This window comes from Streptomyces sp. NPDC000410 (assembly GCF_040300305.1).
GTDB lineage: Bacteria > Actinomycetota > Actinomycetes > Streptomycetales > Streptomycetaceae > Streptomyces.
Genome location: NZ_JBEPDM010000016.1, coordinates 89,390 through 106,505, shown reverse-complemented (window position 1 = coordinate 106,505; position 17,116 = coordinate 89,390). Strand labels below are relative to the sequence as shown.

The window sequence follows — 17,116 nt, the reverse complement described above, 5'->3', positions numbered from 1 at the left end:
GCCTCCTGTCCCTCACCTGCGAGATTCAGCCTACGGCGGATGCCGGCCTCCTGCCGTACGCCACAGATCCGGGCCGCGCGTGGTCACGGCGGTCCGACCGGCTGCTCGGCCCAGATCGTCTTGCCGCGCGAGTGGTAGCGGGTACCCCACAGTTGGGCGAACTGCGCGACCATGTACAGGCCCCGGCCGCCTTCGTCGGTCTCCAGCGCGCGCCGGATGTGCGGAGAGGTGCTGCTGCCGTCGGAAACCTCGCAGATCAGGCTGCCGCTGAGGATCAACCGCAAGCGGATCGGTGGGCGCCCGTAGCGGATGGCGTTGGTGACCAGCTCACTGACGATCAGTTCCGTGGTGAAGTCCAGATCCTCCAGTCCCCATTCGGCCAGCCGGCGGTCGGCGAGCTTGCGTGCTTCGCTCACGATCTGCGGATCGGACGGCAGCTCCCAGGTGACGTATCGGTGGGGATCCAGCGCCCGCACCCGCGCCACGAGCAGCGCCACGTCGTCCTGCGCGCGGGGCTCCGGCAGATGCCGGATCAGTGCGTCGCACATGTCGTCGAGCGGGGCGGACGTGGTGAGTCGGCGGTCGGACAGGGATGCGCGGAGCCAGGCCACATGGGTGTCGGTGTCCGGACCCCGCGCGTCCGCCGGGCCGCCGGTGTAAAGGATCAGGAGTTCGCCGTCGTTCAGGGTCACCTCACCGCAGGCGAAGGGCGCACCGCCGTGGCCGAGGGGAGGGCCGCCGGGCAGGTCGAGGAACTCGACCTGCCCCTCCGACGACACCCTGGCGGGTGGCGCCTGGCCCGCCCGGGCCACGGCACAGCGACGGGTGATGGGGTCGAACACCGCGTACACGCAACGGGTCCCGGCCGCGCCTCCGGCGGGTTCGTCCGTGGGCCCGTCCTGGAAGCGGGCCACCTGGTCGTCCAGGTGGGTGAGCAGTTCCTCGGGTGCCAGATCGAGGTCCGCGAGGGTGCGCACCGCGGTGCGCAGCCGTCCCATGGTCACGGCCGAGTGCAGGCCGTGCCCCGCGACATCTCCCACCACCAGCGCCACCCGTGCGCCCGACAGCGGGATCATGTCGAACCAGGCACCCCCCAGCACCGTGTGGCCGCTCGCCGGCAGATAGCGCGAAGCCGCCTCCACGGCACCGAGCACCGGCATCCGCTGCGGCAGCAGACTGCGTTGCAACGCCAGCGCCGTCGTCCGCTCCCGGGTGTAGCGCCTGGCGTTGTCGATGCACACGGCGGCCCGTGCCACGAGGTCCCCGGCCAGCAGTACGTCATCCCTCTCGAACGCGTGCGTGCCCCTGAAGCGTGCGAAGACCACCGCGCCGACCGCGGCTCCCCGTGCGAACATCGGGACCAGCAGCCACGAGTGGACTCCGCGTTCGCGGGCCAGCGCGGCCCGGTGGGGGTCGACCACCGTGAGCCGGGCGATCACCTCCTCGCCTGTCAGGAGCAGGGGCTCGCCCGTCGCCATCGCGCGGATGAACGGCGAGCCCGCCCCGGAGGCGAAAGCGTCGACATCTCCCGAGGCGACCACCGTCTCCCCTGGCCCCTCGGGGACGGACGACGTCGCGGCACGGCGCAGCCGCACAGTCGCGGCGAGCGGACCGACGACCGGTTCCTCTCCCACGAGCACCGCGTCCAGCAGATCGATGTAGGCATGGTCGGCGAAGAGCGGGACGGCCACATCGGTCAGTTCCTGCGCCGTGTACAGGACGTCGAGCCTGCTACCGATCGTCGCGCTCGCGTCGTTGACCAGAGCCAGTCGCTGCCGCGCCCGGACCCGATCAGTTATCTCGAACACCGCGTGTGCGAGTCCGATCACCTCATCGGAATCGCTTCGCAGCGGAACGATCGTCTCCGAAAAGGCCAGGGGCCGGTCCGGATCTTCGGGAGTACGGGCGTGCACCTCGGTGGCGACCAGCGCCACACCGGTGGCCAGGACCTGCCGCTGCCGGTCCTCCAAAGCCGCCATGTCCAGCACTCCGGGCGGAGCCACCTCTCGCATGGTGCGCCCGAAGAAATCCTCATCCGGGAAATCCCTCAAGCGCCGTGCGTTCTGCGCGACAAAGCGCAAATGGGTGTCGAAGACATCGATATGGAAAGGTGATTCGGTGAACAGACCCCGCAGAAGCGCGCGGCCGAGACTCTTCCGGCGTACGGTATCGGCGCTCTCGACCTGGACCAGCCAATGCGAATCGCGGGCAGCGGTCACCAGGGGACTGACCCACATCCCGACCTCGACCCGGCTACCGTCCCGGTGGCGGAGGACCGTCTGCCCGAGAGAGGCCGCCTGCGGTGCCGTTCCCCGCGCCGTCGCCCGCGCTTCGCAGCGCTCCATGAGCCGGGCAGCGTCCGCACGGGTGTACACCAGGTCGGCTCCGGGCCGCCCACAGACCTCGTCCGCGGCGTAGCCGAGCAGGCGCTGGGCACCTGGACTCCAGCTCGTCAGCACACCGTGTGCGTCCATGGTGGCGGATGCCTCACCTCCCGACTCGGGGAGGGCGCCGTGGAACATGGCGTCGTGCATGCGTCACATCCACTCCGCGACTCGCGGCACTCGACTGTGCCACCCCCAGGGAATTCCGCGCGGCCGCATAGCGGGAAGGCGTTGTACAGCCGGACAGCGTTATTCACTCCAGTGAATCCGTCGATCCGGAACGCAATTCTATCGCCGGGCCACGCCTCCCGCCGGTCAGCAGGCGGCGCCGGGAGTCGTGCTGATCGGCCCGTCGAGCCCTCGGCAGCCTCTGACGGCTGCGGCGGGAAGAGGGACAATGATGCCCATGGGGCGAGATCTCACCGGACGGGGCGGCCCGGAACACGCTGGTACGGATACGCTCGCAGGGCGGCGGCAACGGGTGCGCGCGATCGTCGGCGCCGGGACAGGAAACGCGCTCGAGTGGTACGACTGGAATATCTACGCGTTTTTCGCTCCATTCATCGCGGCCCAGTTTTTCCCTCCCGGCAATTCGGCACTGCTGGCAACCCTCGGGGTATTCGCCGTTTCGTTTTTGATGCGCCCCCTCGGCAGCATCCTGTTCGGCTGGTTCGCCGACCGTCACGGCCGGAAGCTGTCAATGCTGCTGTCGGTCGCCCTCATCTCCAGCGGCAGTCTGCTCATCGGCATCGCCCCCACGTACACGGACGTGGGGTTGACCGCATCGGTGGTCCTGGTGCTCGCCCGGCTGCTCCAAGGACTCGCGTACGGGGGCGAGATCATCGTCTCTTACACCTATGTCGCCGAAGTGGCCCCCGTCGGCCGCCGGGGACTGTGGTCGAGTGCCGTCTACGTCTCCGCCATCCTCGCCTCCCTGGTCGCCGCACTTCTCGGCGCCGCCCTGACCACCATGCTGACCAGGCAGGAAATGGCCGACTGGGGCTGGCGGGTGCCCTTCCTGGTCGGCGGCGCACTCGGCATCGTCATCCTCTTTCTGCGCCGCATGCTGTCCGAATCACCACTGTTCGAACGGGTTCAGAACGAACGAAGGACCGCTGAGCGCGCGTCACTCCTCCACGGCATCTGGCAGCACCGGACATCGGCCCTCCGCGTCATCGGGTACATCGCCGGCGGCGCCGTGTTCTTCTACACCTGGGTCGTCGCGGTTCCGGCGTACGCGATCGCCGTGAAGCACGTACCCCCATCCAGCGCGTTCTGGTCCGGTGTCGTCGCCTTCTCCATCATGGTCGCCGTTCTGCCGCTCGCCGGGGCCCTGTCGGACAGGATCGGACGGCGCCCGGTCCTCCTGGTCTCCAGCGTCGGGGCAGCAGTCCTGTCCTTCCCGCTCAACCGCATGATCCAGGGCGAGACGTGGCAGTTGATGCTGTCCATGTCCCTCGCGTGCGTCGTCATCGCCCCGGCGGCATCGATCCTGCCGGCATGGCTCGCCGAACTCTTCCCCACGGGCATCCGCGCCTCGGGCATGGGACTGTCCTACTCGCTGGTGGTGGCCCTCTGCGGCGGCACCGCTCCTTACCTGCAGACATGGCTGTCCACGAACGGCCACGGCGACGCCTTCCTCGGGTACACCGTCGCGCTGTCGCTGGTGGGGACCGCGGTCGTCCTGCTCACACGAGAGACAAAGGGAGAACCACTGGCTTCGTGAACGAGCGTTCTCGCGAGGCACGTAACGGAGTGTTCTTGCGTTGTGGCGCAGCCGTGGGAACGTTGGTCCTGCGGGCGGGACGGCGTGCCACGGGCGCATGCCGGCGAAGCCGTCGTGGCTCCTATGAACGGGGAACTTTCATGCGTCGTCGTGCCTCTCTCCTCACCGGCCTCGCGGCTGCCGCGGCAGCGGTCGTCCCCACGGCGGTTCCGCCGGCCGTGGCGGCGGGCGGGCCCGCCTTCCTCGACGCCCGCGAGCTGCCACCGCAGGCGGGCACCGCCTGGCATTCCGGACCGGTGACCGCCGGTACGCCCGACCCACTGCCGTTCTGCGTCGGTGAGGCGCTGCCGGGTGCCACGTCACGACACCGCGCGTTCTGGACCGACGTCGACACCAACGCCGTTCAGGTCACGGTGGTCGAGCGCGACGAGACGGCGGCGAGCTCGCTGGCCGCGCTGTTCGGCACGGCGGTCAAGGGCTGCGCGGAGCGGGCCCAGCAGCAGGACCCGGACATCAAGGCCGAGTGGCGCGACTTCGGCCGTGTCGTCACCGAGGACGGCGCGAGCGTCCAGGGTGTGCGCACCACGCACGCGTGGACCGGCAACGACGTCCACCTCTTCGCGGTGGGCCGGGACGGGCGGACGGTCACCGTCGTGCACTGGGGGCGCATGGGCACCTTCGCGGACGCCCCGGTGGACGCCTTCAAGAAGTCCACGCGCACCGCGGTGAACAAGCTCTACCGCGGCTGAGCGAGGAGGCCGGGCACCGGGCGCGGTGGATGCGGCCCGGCTGGGGCGCACCGCGGTCGGCCCGGCGTGCGACCCTCGCCGGATGTTCCTGGTCGAGCCTCGTTAGGGTTCGGTCGTATGACCGACCGCGTACTGGAACTCTTGCGCGCCCGCCCGGATCTGGCGGAACTGGCCGCGTTTCCCTTCAACTTCGATGTGGGCCGGGCTTACCACGTCGAGGAGGTGCACCTGGCGTCCGGTGCGTCGCTGGAGCCGATCGCCGGCGACGACACCGGCGGCACGTACTTCCTGTGCGGGGGAACGGCCGTGCTCCGCGCGTCTTCCGAGGGATACGCATCGCTGCTCGCCGACAGTGTGGGCGAGGCGCTCGAGATCCTCGTCCGGCTGCCCTGGTGGTGCGAGAACGTCTCCGCCGAGCTGGACGAGGAGGAATTGCTCGCCGTGCTACGTGAGGGGGACGACGAAGCGAGGGAGGAGTTCGCCCCCGACCTGGACGCGCGGCGAGCGGCGCTGATCAGCGGTCTGGGCTTGCCCGACCGGCCGCTCACCGAGCTTGTCGCCATGTCGGAGTCGGCGACCAGGCGCACCGAGCCCGACTACGTCCTGCTCAACTCCCTGGAGCTCCGCGCATACCACCTCGGCGAGTCGTTCCGGCAGCCCCTGCGCGACGTCGTCCTCGGCCCGGGGCGGGACGCGCTGGAGCGGATGCGCCGCGGCGACCTCGGCGCGCGGGAGGAGGTCGCCGCGGATCCCGTGCTGCGGGCGGGGGTGCTGCGCGCGGCGCAGTACGACCGCCGTGACGACGACCTGCCGCTGCTGCGGTACATGCTGGAGCACGAGAACGCCGTACGGACCGAGTGGTTCGAGGAGCAGCGGCTGGCAGCGGTGCTGGTGGCGCTGCACGGGCAGGACGGGGACGTTCCGCTCCTGCGGTCGGCCACGAGCGGGGCGGTCACCGACACCGCCGGAGCCGTGGATTGGGCCCGCAACGAGGAGGCGAAGCGGCACGGGCGGGACGTGGCCGCGGAGAGCGAGTTCACCTGGATCGAACTGGCCCGCCGGCAGGGTCGTGTCGAGCACGCCCGGGTCGCGCTCATCCGCATCCTGGACGACACGGGCCCGGACCCGGACCGGCTCCGGGAACTGAGCCGCGCGCTGGAGCGCATCGGCGACCACGCACAGGCGGCCCGCGCCCAGTTCAACCTGCTGTCGCTTCAGGACACGGCATGGGACCGGGCCTCGGCGGCGTACGCCCTCGCCCGCCTGGAGCGCCTCAAGGGTGACCTCGCGGCGGCGGGGCGGGCACTGGAGCGGGCACGGACGGCGGTCGGCTTCGATGGCTCCCCTACGGACGAAACCGTTTCCCAGTGGTCACGCCGAGGGCTCGGCCGACTGATCACGGAACAGCATCTGGAGCTGACGCTCGCCGCGGTCCAGGCCGGTGACACGGAACTCGCGCGTGCGACGATGGCGCACGGCAGGCTCCTGCTGGACACCATCGGCAAGGAGTCGGCGAAGGCGCTCAGCCACCTGTCGACGCGGGCGCGATGGGCGATGGCCGGGCTTCGCCCGCCCGGCGCCTGATACTCCGGCTGATCGCCCGGGGCCACGTCAGGTACGCGCACGCGTGCGCCGGGCAGCCTGACCTGCCCGGCGCACGCGGTTGAGGGATACCTACCGGCGCCGGCCCGGCGTCCGCCGTGGACGAACGGACAGTGGGGCCACCGGCGGGCGCGGTCAGCGGTGGTCGTGGCCGCGGTGGTGGTGGCCGCGGTGGTGGTTGCCCCAGGACTTGGTGTCCACGGTGCGGCCATGGCTGTCGCGCAGGGTGGCCTTGTCGGAGTGGTTGTCCCACACGTGGTTGCGGCGGCCCTGGTAGAGGTCGGTGCGGGTGTCGCGTCCCTCACCGGTGTGGATGCGCACGGTGGAGCGGCCGGCGAGGCGGACGTCGTCGAAGCGGTAGCGGTTGCCGTCGTTGTCCCGCAGCGTCCAGCCGTCCAGGTCGACCGCGCGGCGGCTGTTGTTGGTGATCTCGACCCACTCGGCGTTCAGCGACCGGTTGGAGCGGTTGTCGCGTCCCGGGCCGTCGGTCTGGACCCGGCCGATCTCGACCCGCTGCTCGTGGCGGTGGTGGCGGTGGTGGCGGTTGTCGTCGTGGGCGGCGGCCGGGAGGGCGACGGCGGAGACGATGGCGCCGGCGGCGAGCGCGGTTGCCGCGATGCGGCGGGCGGTCGAAGAAGCAGACATAGGTGATGTCTCCTCAAGGCAGTGCTCCACCAGTCGATGCAAGCTGGTGGGAGCGGAGCGGGTCTCGGTCCGGTGCGGGCCGAGGACCCAGACTTTGCCGCTGCTCCGAACGCTTCCGGCACGCCACTCGAGGCCCGTTACCGAACCCGGACATTTCTGCAAATGTCGGCTTCATGGAGCACATAAGTGCCGCAGACGTGGCCCTGACAGATACTGCCCATTACACCCACCCGCCCAGGGATCAGCAGCAAGCCCTTACGGGCTCCGCCGCACAGCCGGCCGCGCCGCATGGCGCACTGGGCCGACCGTGGTACCCGTCCGGGTAACGGCTTTCGGCTTCCGACGGCCGCGTCAAACGGCGGAAGCCGTGGGGGCAGAACCCCTCTCCCGGGCGGGCGTGTCGGCGGCGCCGCCGTGAGCGGCCAGCGCCTTCTCGAGTCGCTTGATGTGGTAGTACTGCACCCGCGCCGTGCGCTGCAGGGCCATGACCGCGGTGAGGAACTGATCCATCTCGGCGGCCCGGGTGAGGATGTCGTCGGGCACGTGCTCGTCCCGCAGACAGGCCTCGGCGTCCAGGCCGAGCACGGCCTGCGCCCACTTGCGGGTGATCGGCTTGAACAGGCTCGGGTGGTTGGACACGATCCGCGCCCGGATGGCCAGGTCGTTCTCGGCCGCTTCCACGTGCAGACCCGTGTCCTTGTTGCGCGCCCCGAACAGCAGCTCAGGGATGTGGTGTGCATCGAAACCGTGCTCCGCGCAGCCGACCCAGAAGTCCCAGTCCTCCCCTGCCCGCATGCTCTCGTTGTACCCGCCCACGGTCTGCCACGCCTCACGGCGGTAGAGCGAGCAGTAGAACATGATCAGCCGCTGGAGCAGCAGTTCTCTGCTGTAGGCGGGGAAGGACATCGCCTGCGGGGGCAGATCGTCGTCGGTGAAGGTGAACACGTCGGTCGAGGCGATGGCGACGCCGGGGTTGCCGTCCAGTACCGCGACGGTCTTCTCCAGCATCGTGGCCGCGATCACGTCGTCGGCGTCCAGGGGAAGGATGTACCGGCCGGCGGCGGCCTCGATCCCGGTGTTGCGCGCGGCGGAGACCCCGGCATTGGCCTGCCGGATCAGCCTGATGCGCCGGTCGGGATGGCGGGCGATCAGATCCTCGGCCACCTCGCCGGTGTTGTCGGCACTTCCGTCGTCGACGATGACGAGTTCCCAGTCGCGGAACGTCTGGGCGACGACGCTGGACACCGCCTCGGGCAGATAACGGCCGTAGTCATGGCAGGGGATGACCACCGAGACCACAGGGTCGGAGCTGTGCGGCATGCGTCGTCCTTCGCTTCGTGACGGGACAGGGAAGGGGAGAGGAGGATCCAGGGGATCAGGGGGATGCCGGTGGCCGGACTCCGGCGTGTCGGGCGCCGGCCGCGCCCCGCCCCGTTCCCGGGGCCACGCCGGAGCAGGCCTGCCGCACCTCGTGCTAGCCGTGGCGCTGCAGCGACACGTAGTCGGGCTTGTTGTGGGGCCCGTGCTCGTGGTGCTCGTGATCGCGACAGTGCCCGTAGTCCGGGATGGTGATGTTGTTGAAGGGCGGGCAGCAGTGCCCATAGTCCGCCATCGTCTGGTTGTTGATGGGCGGGCAGCAGTGCCCGCCGTAGTCCGACATCGTCTGGTTGTTGAAGGGCGGGCAGCAGTGCCCGCCGTAGTCCGACATCGTCTGGTTGTTGAAGGGCGGGCAGCAGTCCCCGCCGTAGTCCGTCATGGTGATGTTGCCGTGCGGCGGGCAGGGGCGTTCCGGACCCTGGGTGAAGGCGGGGTCGCCTATCGGCCGTTCCTGCTGCCCGTACTCCGTCGTGGTGGTCGTGTCGGGTCCGAGTGAGGCGTAGGCCGCCTCCGCCGTGTTGAGCAGTCCGGCGGTGGCCAGTGCGGCAGGGAGGGCCAGAGACGTCATGACGCGGGTTTTCACAGTGGGGCCTTCCTCTTGGAGGGGAGCTGCCCCGGGACGCCGGTGCACTTCACGGCAGGGCAGCAGTGCCACCGTAAGATTGCCTACTAACCGTGTCAAAACGACCACTCTCTGTTCAATTCAGGACTATAGCGACCACGCGCGGCGGCCCTGTCGGTCAGGAAACGGTGACGGCCTCGGCGCGCGCGGGCTCCTGGGCATGGTGCGGATGCAGCACTTCCAGGTCGGGCAGCGCCCAGCAGGCGACGCCCATGTCCTGGGCCATCGCGGCCAGCCCCTCGGTCTCGATGAGCTGCCGGTGAGGGAAGGAGGGGAAGACCAGGCCGTCGCGGTGAAGGTCGGCGCGGACCAGCAAGGTGGTGCCACCGACCGAGTCGACACGGAGGAGTCCCTGCCCGCGCAACTCTTCGAGGTACGTCCGGCCGAAGCCCCTCGGGGGCTGGAGGATGCCGTCGCGAAGCCACTGGGACCAGTTGAGCGTGCCGGCCCTGGGGTGAAGGACGAAGGTGTTGAGGTCGTACGTGGGCCCACCGGGCGCGGTGGCACAGTGCGGGACGACGATGTCCTTGCGCGCGCCGAGCAGGCGCTGGACGAGGTCGGCCGGGTAACCGGTGACATCGACGTCGAGCCACAGCACCCATTCCTCGTCGACGAGGGCCCGGGAGAGCAGATGGTTGCGCACCTTGGCCAGCACCGACCGGCGCCGGCGCTGGACGCCGGGCTCCCAACGGGGTCCGGCCAACTGGAGGCCGAAGTCGCGGCGTACGAGGGTGACCCGCCGGAACTCCCGCTCGAGGCCGGGCAGGAGCTCCTGGAGCAGTTCCGGTGTCGTGTCCGTGCTGTCGCCCTCCAGCAGGCCCAGCGAGATCGCGTCGCGCGGGTAGTCCAGGGCGCGCAGGCGGTCCAGATAGCCCGGCAGGAACGCGGCCGCGTCCTTGAGGGGCGTGAGCACCAGAACGAGGGGCCGTTCACCCGGCGGGGCCGTCGCGGGCTCGGCGGCCGCCGCCCGTGGTGTCCGCTCGGCGATCGCGGCCGCGGTGGCGCCGGTCTCGGCGTGGGCGATGTCCGCGGGCTCGATCGGCAGCCGGGTCGCCATGGCCAGCAACCGCTCGGCGTAGGCGCCGGGTTCGGCCCAGACCTCGGTCGCCACGTCGAAGTGCTCCGCGAAATGGGACTCATTGAAGGTGTTGGTCCCGTGGCACACGTACGTGTACAGCTCGGGTGCGTCGACCGATACGACTCGGCAGGTGCGGACCACCTCTTCCGCCACCGGGGTGTCCTCGCCCCGGCGTTGCGCCGGGTAGCGCGGCATCCGCTCCTTCGCGCACACCATCGACCCTTCCCAGACCCGCGCACAGGAGACCGCGAGCTTGCGGCGGGCGGGCCACCAGAGCCGTTCGCGGGCGAGGAAGCAGGCGTCGGCGCCCAGCGCGAGAATCGCCGCCATCTGCGTCTCGACCCGCTCCGGGTCGTACAGGTCGTCGTCGTCCCACTGGCACACGTAGGGCCCGGTGGCCCGGTCCACCGCCTCGTTGCGCAGTTCGCCCAGCGGCCGGTCCTCCGCGGGGAGCCGGTAATAGCGGATCCGGGGGTCGCCCAGGTAGCGGATGTGCTGCTCGAGGGCGCCACCCGTGCCGTCCTCCACCACGACCAGTTCCAGGTTCGGGTACGTCTGGTTGCGGAAGCACTTGATCGCGCGTCGCGCCGTCGCCGATCGGTCCTTGGTCACCATCAGGCATGACACCGTGGGTGCGGGTGCGCCCGCGGCCCAGCGGCGGCGCTGCGCGTCGAGGCTGAGCAGACCGTCGGCGAGCGGTTGCAGCTCCTGGCTCGCCCAGAACGGAACCCGCGTGCCGGCCGACGTGCGCGGCGCGGCCGAGGTGTCGCACACCCAGCTGCCCGACCAGTGGTGCACGGCGTGGGCGCGGTCGTAGTCGGCTTCCTGCGGGCCGAACAGCTCTGTCGCGTAGGGGCTCACCTCGGGGTACAGGACCTCGGGGCCGAGAACCGTGATCGAGTCGGGGTCCGGGGCGCCGTCGATCGCCCTGGTGAGGAAGAACGGGCCCGTCACGTCGAGAGTGCCGGGCAGCTTGTGGGCGCTGACGAGCTGGCGGTGCACATGGGCCCAGAAGGGGTGGCCCGGCCGTGACGCCATGAACGCGTTGCCGACGATACGGCCGAATCCCCGCTGGCGGGCCAGCAGCAGGCGGGTGTGCGCCTCGGGTTCGCAGCCGAGGACGAGTTCGTTCCCGTCAAGGATTCCCGCGACCGGCCTCAGGCACTCGAAGTCCAGATCCACGTAGAGCCCGCCGAAATGGTCGAGCAGGAAGTAGCGGATCGCGTCGGCCCGCATGATCGCTTCGGGGTAGCCGTCGTAGACCGGCAGGAACCACGGATAGTGCTCCTGAAGGAATGCGCGATTGTCCGCGTCGGTCCACAACCGGTACCCCCAGCCGGGGTTGTGGAGCCGCCAGGAATCAGCCCACTTCCGCCATTCCCGGGGAACATCCGTGTCTTTCCAGGTTTGGTGGATCAAAGGAGTAATTGTCTTTTGAGCAACCATTAGCACAGTATGCCCGGATGCTTGGTCGACGGGATTCCCGAGAGGGCCCGTCGCCGGAACATTCACCCGGGCGGCCGTCCCAGGGCGACGGTCATACGGCGTACGGCTTCGGTGATCAGCTCCGGCGAGGTGGCCAGATTGAGCCTGGCGTGCCCCGCGCCTCCGGCGCCGAAGCGCGTCCCGGAGGTGAGGGCGACCCTGCCGCGCTCCAGGAAGACGGCGGCCGGGTCGTCGCCCAGCGGGAGGGCACGGCAGTCCAGCCACGCCAGGTAGGTGCCCGGTGCGGGCTCGTACCGTATCTCCGGCAGGTGTTCGTCGAGGAGCTCCGCGAGCAGACGGCGGTTGTCGTCCAGCCCCGCGAGCACGGCGTCGAGCCAGTCGGCGCCGTCCCGCAGGGCGGCGGTGTGGGCGATGACGCCGAGGTGGCTGGGGCCGTGGCTGACCTCCTCGGGCATGCGCGCGAGGTCATCGGCCGCTCCCGGGCCGGCAACGGCGAGCGCGGCCTTGAGCCCGGCCAGGTTCCACGCCTTGGAGGCCGACATCAGCGACATGCCGCTCTGTGCGCCGGGCACGCTCAGGTACGGCACGAAGACGGCTCCGGGGGCCACGATCGGGGCGTGCACCTCGTCGACCACCACCCGTACACCGTGGTCGGCAGCCAGAGCGGCGACGGCGGACAGCTCGTCGGCGGTGTGGACGGTGCCGGTCGGATTGTGCGGGCTGCACAGCAGGTACGCGGCCGGCCGGCCGCCCCCGGCAGCGCGCCGGAACGCGTCGTCCAGCGCGGCGAAGTCGATGCGGAGGCCTTCACCCAGCGGAGCCTCCACGACGCGCCGGTCCAGGTGCTCGACGAACTGGTAGAAGGGCGGGTAGACGGGGCAGTTGACCACCACGGCGTCGCCCGGGCCGGTGATCAGCTTGAGAACCTCGACGATGCCCAGCATGACATCGGGCACGAGCGCCGTACGCTCCACCGCGAGCCCGTGCCAGCCCCACCGCTTGCGCGCGAACTCCGCCAGCGCGTCGGCGTACCCGCTCCCTGCGGCATAGCCGGTATCGCCGATCGTCATCGCGTCCGTGACCGCCCGCACGACCGGCTCGGCCAGGGGGACGTCCATCTCCGCCACCCACAGCGGCAGCACATCGTCCGGAAAGGTGCGCCACTTCGCGCTCGTCCGCAGCCGAAGGCGGCCGAGGGAGAGCTGGCGCAGCGGGTTCAGTGGGCCGGATGCGTCACGCGGCATGCTGTCCATAGGAACAAAGTTAGGCGGGATGCAGCGGCAAGTACGTGCGATTTCGCCGGCCCCCGGCCGGACGGCGTGACCATCGGCGGGCAGCACCTCGTGCGCGCACGGCGCCCGGCCCTCCAGCAGCGTCGGTCCGGCCGCCGTCCGGACGGCCAACCGGGTGGATGCCACACCGATCGCCTCGACCCGCACTCGCACCCGCGGCAAGCCCCCGATGGCCCTGTGTTCAGGGTGCCGGCCCCTTCCCCGAGGCGCCTCGGGGAAGGGGCCGGCTTCCATGCGGCGTCCGGCTCAGCCGGTGATCTTCACGACGCCCGAGGCCGTCGCGTCCGCACCCGTGCCGTCGGCCGGGGTGGCGGTCAGCCGCCAGGTGTAGCCGCCGGTCGCCACCGGGGTGCCCGACTCGGACGTACCGTCCCAGGTGACCCGTACCGCGCTGCGGGTGCCCTCGCCCGTCCAGGTGCGGACGACCTCACCGGTCGCGCGGTGGGTGAGCGTGACCTGCCAGGACGCCGCGGGCTTGGAGAGCCACCACGCGGCGGCCCACTCACCGGCCGCCGTTCGGGGTGCGGCGGTGCGGGCGACGCGCAGCGCGGAGACCGCGTGCTGCGGCGCGGTGACGTGGACGGTGTCGTCCGCGCCGACCCAGGCGAGCTTGCCGGCGCCCGCGTCGAGGGTCCACGTGGTGCCGCGCCCGTCGCCGCCCGCGGGCTGCTTCAGGCCCGTGACGGTGCCCAGGTCGGCGGTACCGCCGTCCGCCCGCAGGCCCGTGAGGCGCAGGTCGCCGGCCGTGTCGCGATGGGCCAGGAAGCGGTCGCCCAGCAGGACGCCGGACGCCGGGGCGGGATAGGTGCGCCCGGTCGCCAGGTCGCGTACACCCGCCGCGTCCTGCGAGGCGCAGCTCCAGTACAGCAGCGTGCCGCTGTGCTGCAGTTCGCTGGGCACGCAGGTGGTGCCGAGAGCGACGGTCCTGACCAGCTCGCCGGAGCTCAGGTTGATCACCCTCACCGTGCCGGGCTTGTTCGGTGCCGCCTTGAACAGCCTCTTCTGCTCCAGTACGGCGCCCTGCGCCGGCTGCTCGCGGACGATGAGGTCGCGGGCGGTGTCCACGACGTACTGCCGTCCGCCCGCCTCGTACAGCACGAACTCCGGTGCCGTATCGAGGATCCGGCCGCCGGTGCCGGGCAGCGGGAAGCTGTCCGCCGGCTGCTTCGGGTCGTCGCCGGTCACCAGGACGTCGGCGCCCGTGTCCGGGTCGGTGACCAGCCGGGCCAGCCCCTCGTCGGTGCCGTCGGCGAAGCGGCCCGCCGCGAGGCCCGGGAGGTCGGCGAGCGCCGCGCCGTCCGCCGGGTCGAGCCCGGTGCCGATGTCCTTGCCGTGCAGCGTCTTCGTACCGGCGAGGGAGTTGACGTACCGCAGCTGCCCCCGGTCCAGGCTCAGCGCCTCGATCGCACCGTCCGCCGTCTTGACCCGCGGCACCTGGCGCATCAGCAGATCGGAGACGAGCCCCAGGCCGTTCACATGGAACAGGTGTACGGCACGCTTGCCGTCGGCGCCCTTGCCGAGCACGACCAGCGAACCGTCACCCTCGGCGCGCAGGAACGCTTGCTCGGTGTCGCTCAGCAGCGTCCGCTCGGTCTCCGCCCCGGCGAACGGGGTGAGGCGCAGCGGGCCGCCGTCACCCTCGTACCAGAGCACGTTGTCGCCCACCACGAAGGACGTGACCTTGCTGTCGGTCGACTGCGTGGCGAGCGGCACGATACGCGGGGCGGCCGTGCTGCCCCGCGGCATGACCCGCACGCCCGGCTCACCGCTGCGGGTGAACCAACTGACGGTGTTCTGCGTGATGCGGAAGCTGCTCGCCTCGCCGGTCACGGGCAGTGGGGCGACCCTGCCGTTGTACGCGGTGAGGACGCCGTAGCCCGGGGTGCCGTCGGCGGTGCGGTAGCCGATGACGAGCTGGTTCGACCAGGCGCCGAGCAGCACGGGCTCGGCGCCGGTGGTGGCTCCGGCGGGCAGCTGCACGACGGGGTCGCTCGCCACGTCCCCGCCGCGTGCCACGCGCAGCTGGTACGTTCCGTCGCCCTGGTCGACGGTGGCCAGCACCCAGCCGTTGGCGACGCGCGGGTTGAGGTATCCGGCAGGCACCCTGATCGTGCTGGTGTTGCGGGGGTCCTCGATGCCGACCCGCACGAGGTCCGTGCCGCCGTCCTCGCGCGGCTTGGTGTAGTTGACGCGGTTGAACTCGTCGTGGCCGCGCACGATGGCGTCCTGCGGCACACCGTCGAGGGCCGGGACGGGCTTGGTGAGGACGTTGTACGTATTGGTCCAGAGGTATTCGCCGCCCTCGTGGTGCAGCACGCCCTGGCTGCCGGTCGCGAGCACCGTCTCGGTGCCCTCCCCGTAGGCATCGGGCGCGGGTATGAGGACCTCGACCGCTTCGGCTTCGGCCGCGTGAGCCGTGGCCGGCAGAGCGGTTGCCAGCCCTGCGGCGAGTACGGCGGCGATGGCGATGGCTGTGTGGCGGCTACGCCGGGTGTGGCTGGTCGTGCGCAGGTGATGGGACACCTGACCCCCCTCGTGTTAACCGTTAACATGCAAGTTGCGGTGTGAACACGGTTAACCATACGCGGGTGCGCGGGAGTTGTGCGCGAAACGTGGGAATCTCGTGTCGCAGAAGTGTCACAGCGGCGCACGCACAGGGCAGTCCGGATCTACGCGTGGAATGCCTGCCGGAGGCGTTCACCGAACTCGACGGGGTGTGTGGTCAGTCCGGTATGGCCACCGGGGAAGTGCAGGAGGTCCGTGCCCAGGCGCTCGGCCAGGAAGGCCGCCGGGCGGTAGGGCAGTTCGCCTCGTGAATCCCGGCCGCAGGCGAGCACGAGCCGGTGCGACTGGGCCACGAGGCGGTCGATGTCCGGGGCGTAGGACATGAAGGCGGGCACGATGCGTTCCAGGAAGTACGGCAGATTGGCCATCGTCCGCTCGGCCCGCGCCGCCGCCTGCGGCGGAAGCGTGACCGCGGCCTTCGGCCCGGTGGTGTCCCCGGGCTTCTTCAGCCCGGCGGCGAACACGGCCATCGCCGGCATGAGCCCGTCGTCGCGGAACGTCTCCCGCACACGGGCGAGGAGCGCGCGGTGTTCGGGGGCGTCCGGAAGAACCTCCACCAGCGGCGGTTCATGTGCCACGAGTCGTTCGACGCGTTCGGGGTGGACGGTGAGCAGGTGCACGGCGGCGATCGCGCCCGAGCTGGTGCCGAACACCCGGGCGGGCTCACCGGGCGACAGCAGATCCAGCATCCGCAACGCGTCGTCGGCGTGCTCGGCCACTCGCTGCTCGGGGCCGGGGGCGTGGGCGGGGTCGGGGTCGGGGTCGTCCAGCGCGCTGCGGGACATTCCGCGCGGGTCGTAGGTCGCGACGGTGTACTCAACGGCAAGGTCGCCGGCGACACCGTCGAAGGAGGCCGCGCCGCCCGCCCCTCCGGGGATCAGCAGCAGGAGCGGCCCGTGGCCACGTACTTCGTAGTGCAGGGTCGCACCCTTCACGCGCAGCCTACCGGCGGTCGGTTCGGTCATGAGGGCTCTCGTTCCCGGGAGGCGGGCCAGTGATCCAGGAGCGCGTGCAGGGCGTCGAGCGCGCGAACCCAGGAGAGTTGCGGGGAGCGCTCGTGCGCGAACCCGCCGGCGGCCTCCAGAGCGACGAACCCGTGGAACGTGCTGCGCAGCAACCGGACCGCGTCGGTCAGGTCGGGCTCGGCCAGCCCGTAGCCGCGCAGCATGCCGTAGGTCAGTTCGACCGCGCGCCGCGGTCCGGGGGCCTGCGCGGCGAGTTCCGGGTCGATCCGGATCCGGGTCTGCGTCGCCATGTAGCGGCCCGGATGTTCGCGGGCGTACTCCCGCCAGGCATTGGCGAACGCGACCAGCGCGTCCCGGCCGGCCCGCCCGGCGGTCGCCTCCGCGATCCGGATGGTCTTCTCGTCCGCCGCGAGGAGCGCGATCCGTCCACGCAGATCCTCCAGGCCGCGCACGTGCGCGTAGAGACTCGCGTCCTTCACACCGAGCCGCCGGGCCACCTGAGACATGGTCACCTGGTCGAGTCCGACCTCGTCCGCCAGCTCGGCACCCGCGATCGTCACGCGCTCCGCCGTCAGCCCTGCCCGCGCCATACATCCTCCACTCGATCCTAAGGTCCCTAGATATAATCTAGGGCCCCTAGGACACGCAAGCGGAGAGATGCCTTC

At 70.8% G+C, this 17,116-nt stretch carries 12 protein-coding genes; 3 read left to right on the top strand and 9 right to left on the bottom strand.

Annotated features, from left to right (window positions below; genetic code table 11):
- Nucleotides 1-83: 83 nt before the first annotated feature.
- Complete coding sequence (locus ABT342_RS18705; protein ID WP_351574530.1) at nt 84-2,534, bottom strand: SpoIIE family protein phosphatase; 2,451 nt, start codon at nt 2,532-2,534, stop codon at nt 84-86.
- Between the two features lie 247 nt (nt 2,535-2,781).
- Between ABT342_RS18705 and ABT342_RS18700 the strand changes: the two genes are divergently transcribed.
- The 3 genes from ABT342_RS18700 to ABT342_RS18690 all read left to right on the top strand — a co-directional run bounded on the left by ABT342_RS18700 (nt 2,782) and on the right by ABT342_RS18690 (nt 6,443).
- Entirely contained in the window at nt 2,782-4,110 is a 1,329-nt protein-coding gene (locus ABT342_RS18700; protein ID WP_502965572.1) for an MFS transporter, read from the top strand.
- Nucleotides 4,111-4,250: 140 nt separating this feature from the next.
- Nucleotides 4,251-4,859 (top strand): hypothetical protein, encoded by a 609-nt coding sequence (locus ABT342_RS18695; RefSeq protein ID WP_351574524.1) that lies wholly within the window; start codon nt 4,251-4,253, stop codon nt 4,857-4,859.
- Between the two features lie 117 nt (nt 4,860-4,976).
- Nucleotides 4,977-6,443, top strand: coding sequence for a tetratricopeptide repeat protein (locus ABT342_RS18690; protein ID WP_351574521.1), 1,467 nt, complete (start codon nt 4,977-4,979; stop codon nt 6,441-6,443).
- Nucleotides 6,444-6,596: 153 nt separating this feature from the next.
- Here the strand turns inward: ABT342_RS18690 and ABT342_RS18685 are convergent, their stop codons facing one another.
- From ABT342_RS18685 to ABT342_RS18650, 8 genes are all read right to left on the bottom strand, one after another.
- The gene (locus ABT342_RS18685; protein ID WP_351574518.1) at nt 6,597-7,106 is read right to left on the bottom strand and encodes a lamin tail domain-containing protein; all 510 of its coding nucleotides are present in this window, start codon (nt 7,104-7,106) and stop codon (nt 6,597-6,599) included.
- Between the two features lie 351 nt (nt 7,107-7,457).
- Nucleotides 7,458-8,426, bottom strand: a complete 969-nt coding sequence (locus ABT342_RS18680; protein WP_351574512.1) for a glycosyltransferase family 2 protein — start codon at nt 8,424-8,426, stop codon at nt 7,458-7,460.
- A 154-nt stretch (nt 8,427-8,580) separates the two neighbouring features.
- Complete coding sequence (locus tag ABT342_RS18675) at nt 8,581-9,051, bottom strand: hypothetical protein (protein ID WP_351574509.1); 471 nt, start codon at nt 9,049-9,051, stop codon at nt 8,581-8,583.
- Nucleotides 9,052-9,223: 172 nt separating this feature from the next.
- Nucleotides 9,224-11,602, bottom strand: coding sequence for a glycosyltransferase (locus tag ABT342_RS18670; RefSeq protein ID WP_351574506.1), 2,379 nt, complete (start codon nt 11,600-11,602; stop codon nt 9,224-9,226).
- Nucleotides 11,603-11,691: 89 nt separating this feature from the next.
- Nucleotides 11,692-12,882, bottom strand: coding sequence for a MalY/PatB family protein (locus tag ABT342_RS18665; RefSeq protein WP_351574503.1), 1,191 nt, complete (start codon nt 12,880-12,882; stop codon nt 11,692-11,694).
- A 285-nt stretch (nt 12,883-13,167) separates the two neighbouring features.
- Nucleotides 13,168-15,444, bottom strand: a complete 2,277-nt coding sequence (locus ABT342_RS18660) for a FlgD immunoglobulin-like domain containing protein (RefSeq protein WP_351574500.1) — start codon at nt 15,442-15,444, stop codon at nt 13,168-13,170.
- A 146-nt stretch (nt 15,445-15,590) separates the two neighbouring features.
- On the bottom strand, nt 15,591-16,451 hold the full coding sequence (locus ABT342_RS18655; protein ID WP_351574497.1) for an alpha/beta fold hydrolase: 861 nt from the start codon (nt 16,449-16,451) through the stop codon (nt 15,591-15,593).
- The gene (locus ABT342_RS18650; protein ID WP_351574494.1) at nt 16,448-17,041 is read right to left on the bottom strand and encodes a TetR/AcrR family transcriptional regulator; all 594 of its coding nucleotides are present in this window, start codon (nt 17,039-17,041) and stop codon (nt 16,448-16,450) included. Before ABT342_RS18650 ends, ABT342_RS18655 begins: the two co-directional genes overlap by 4 nt.
- Nucleotides 17,042-17,116 lie beyond the last annotated feature (75 nt).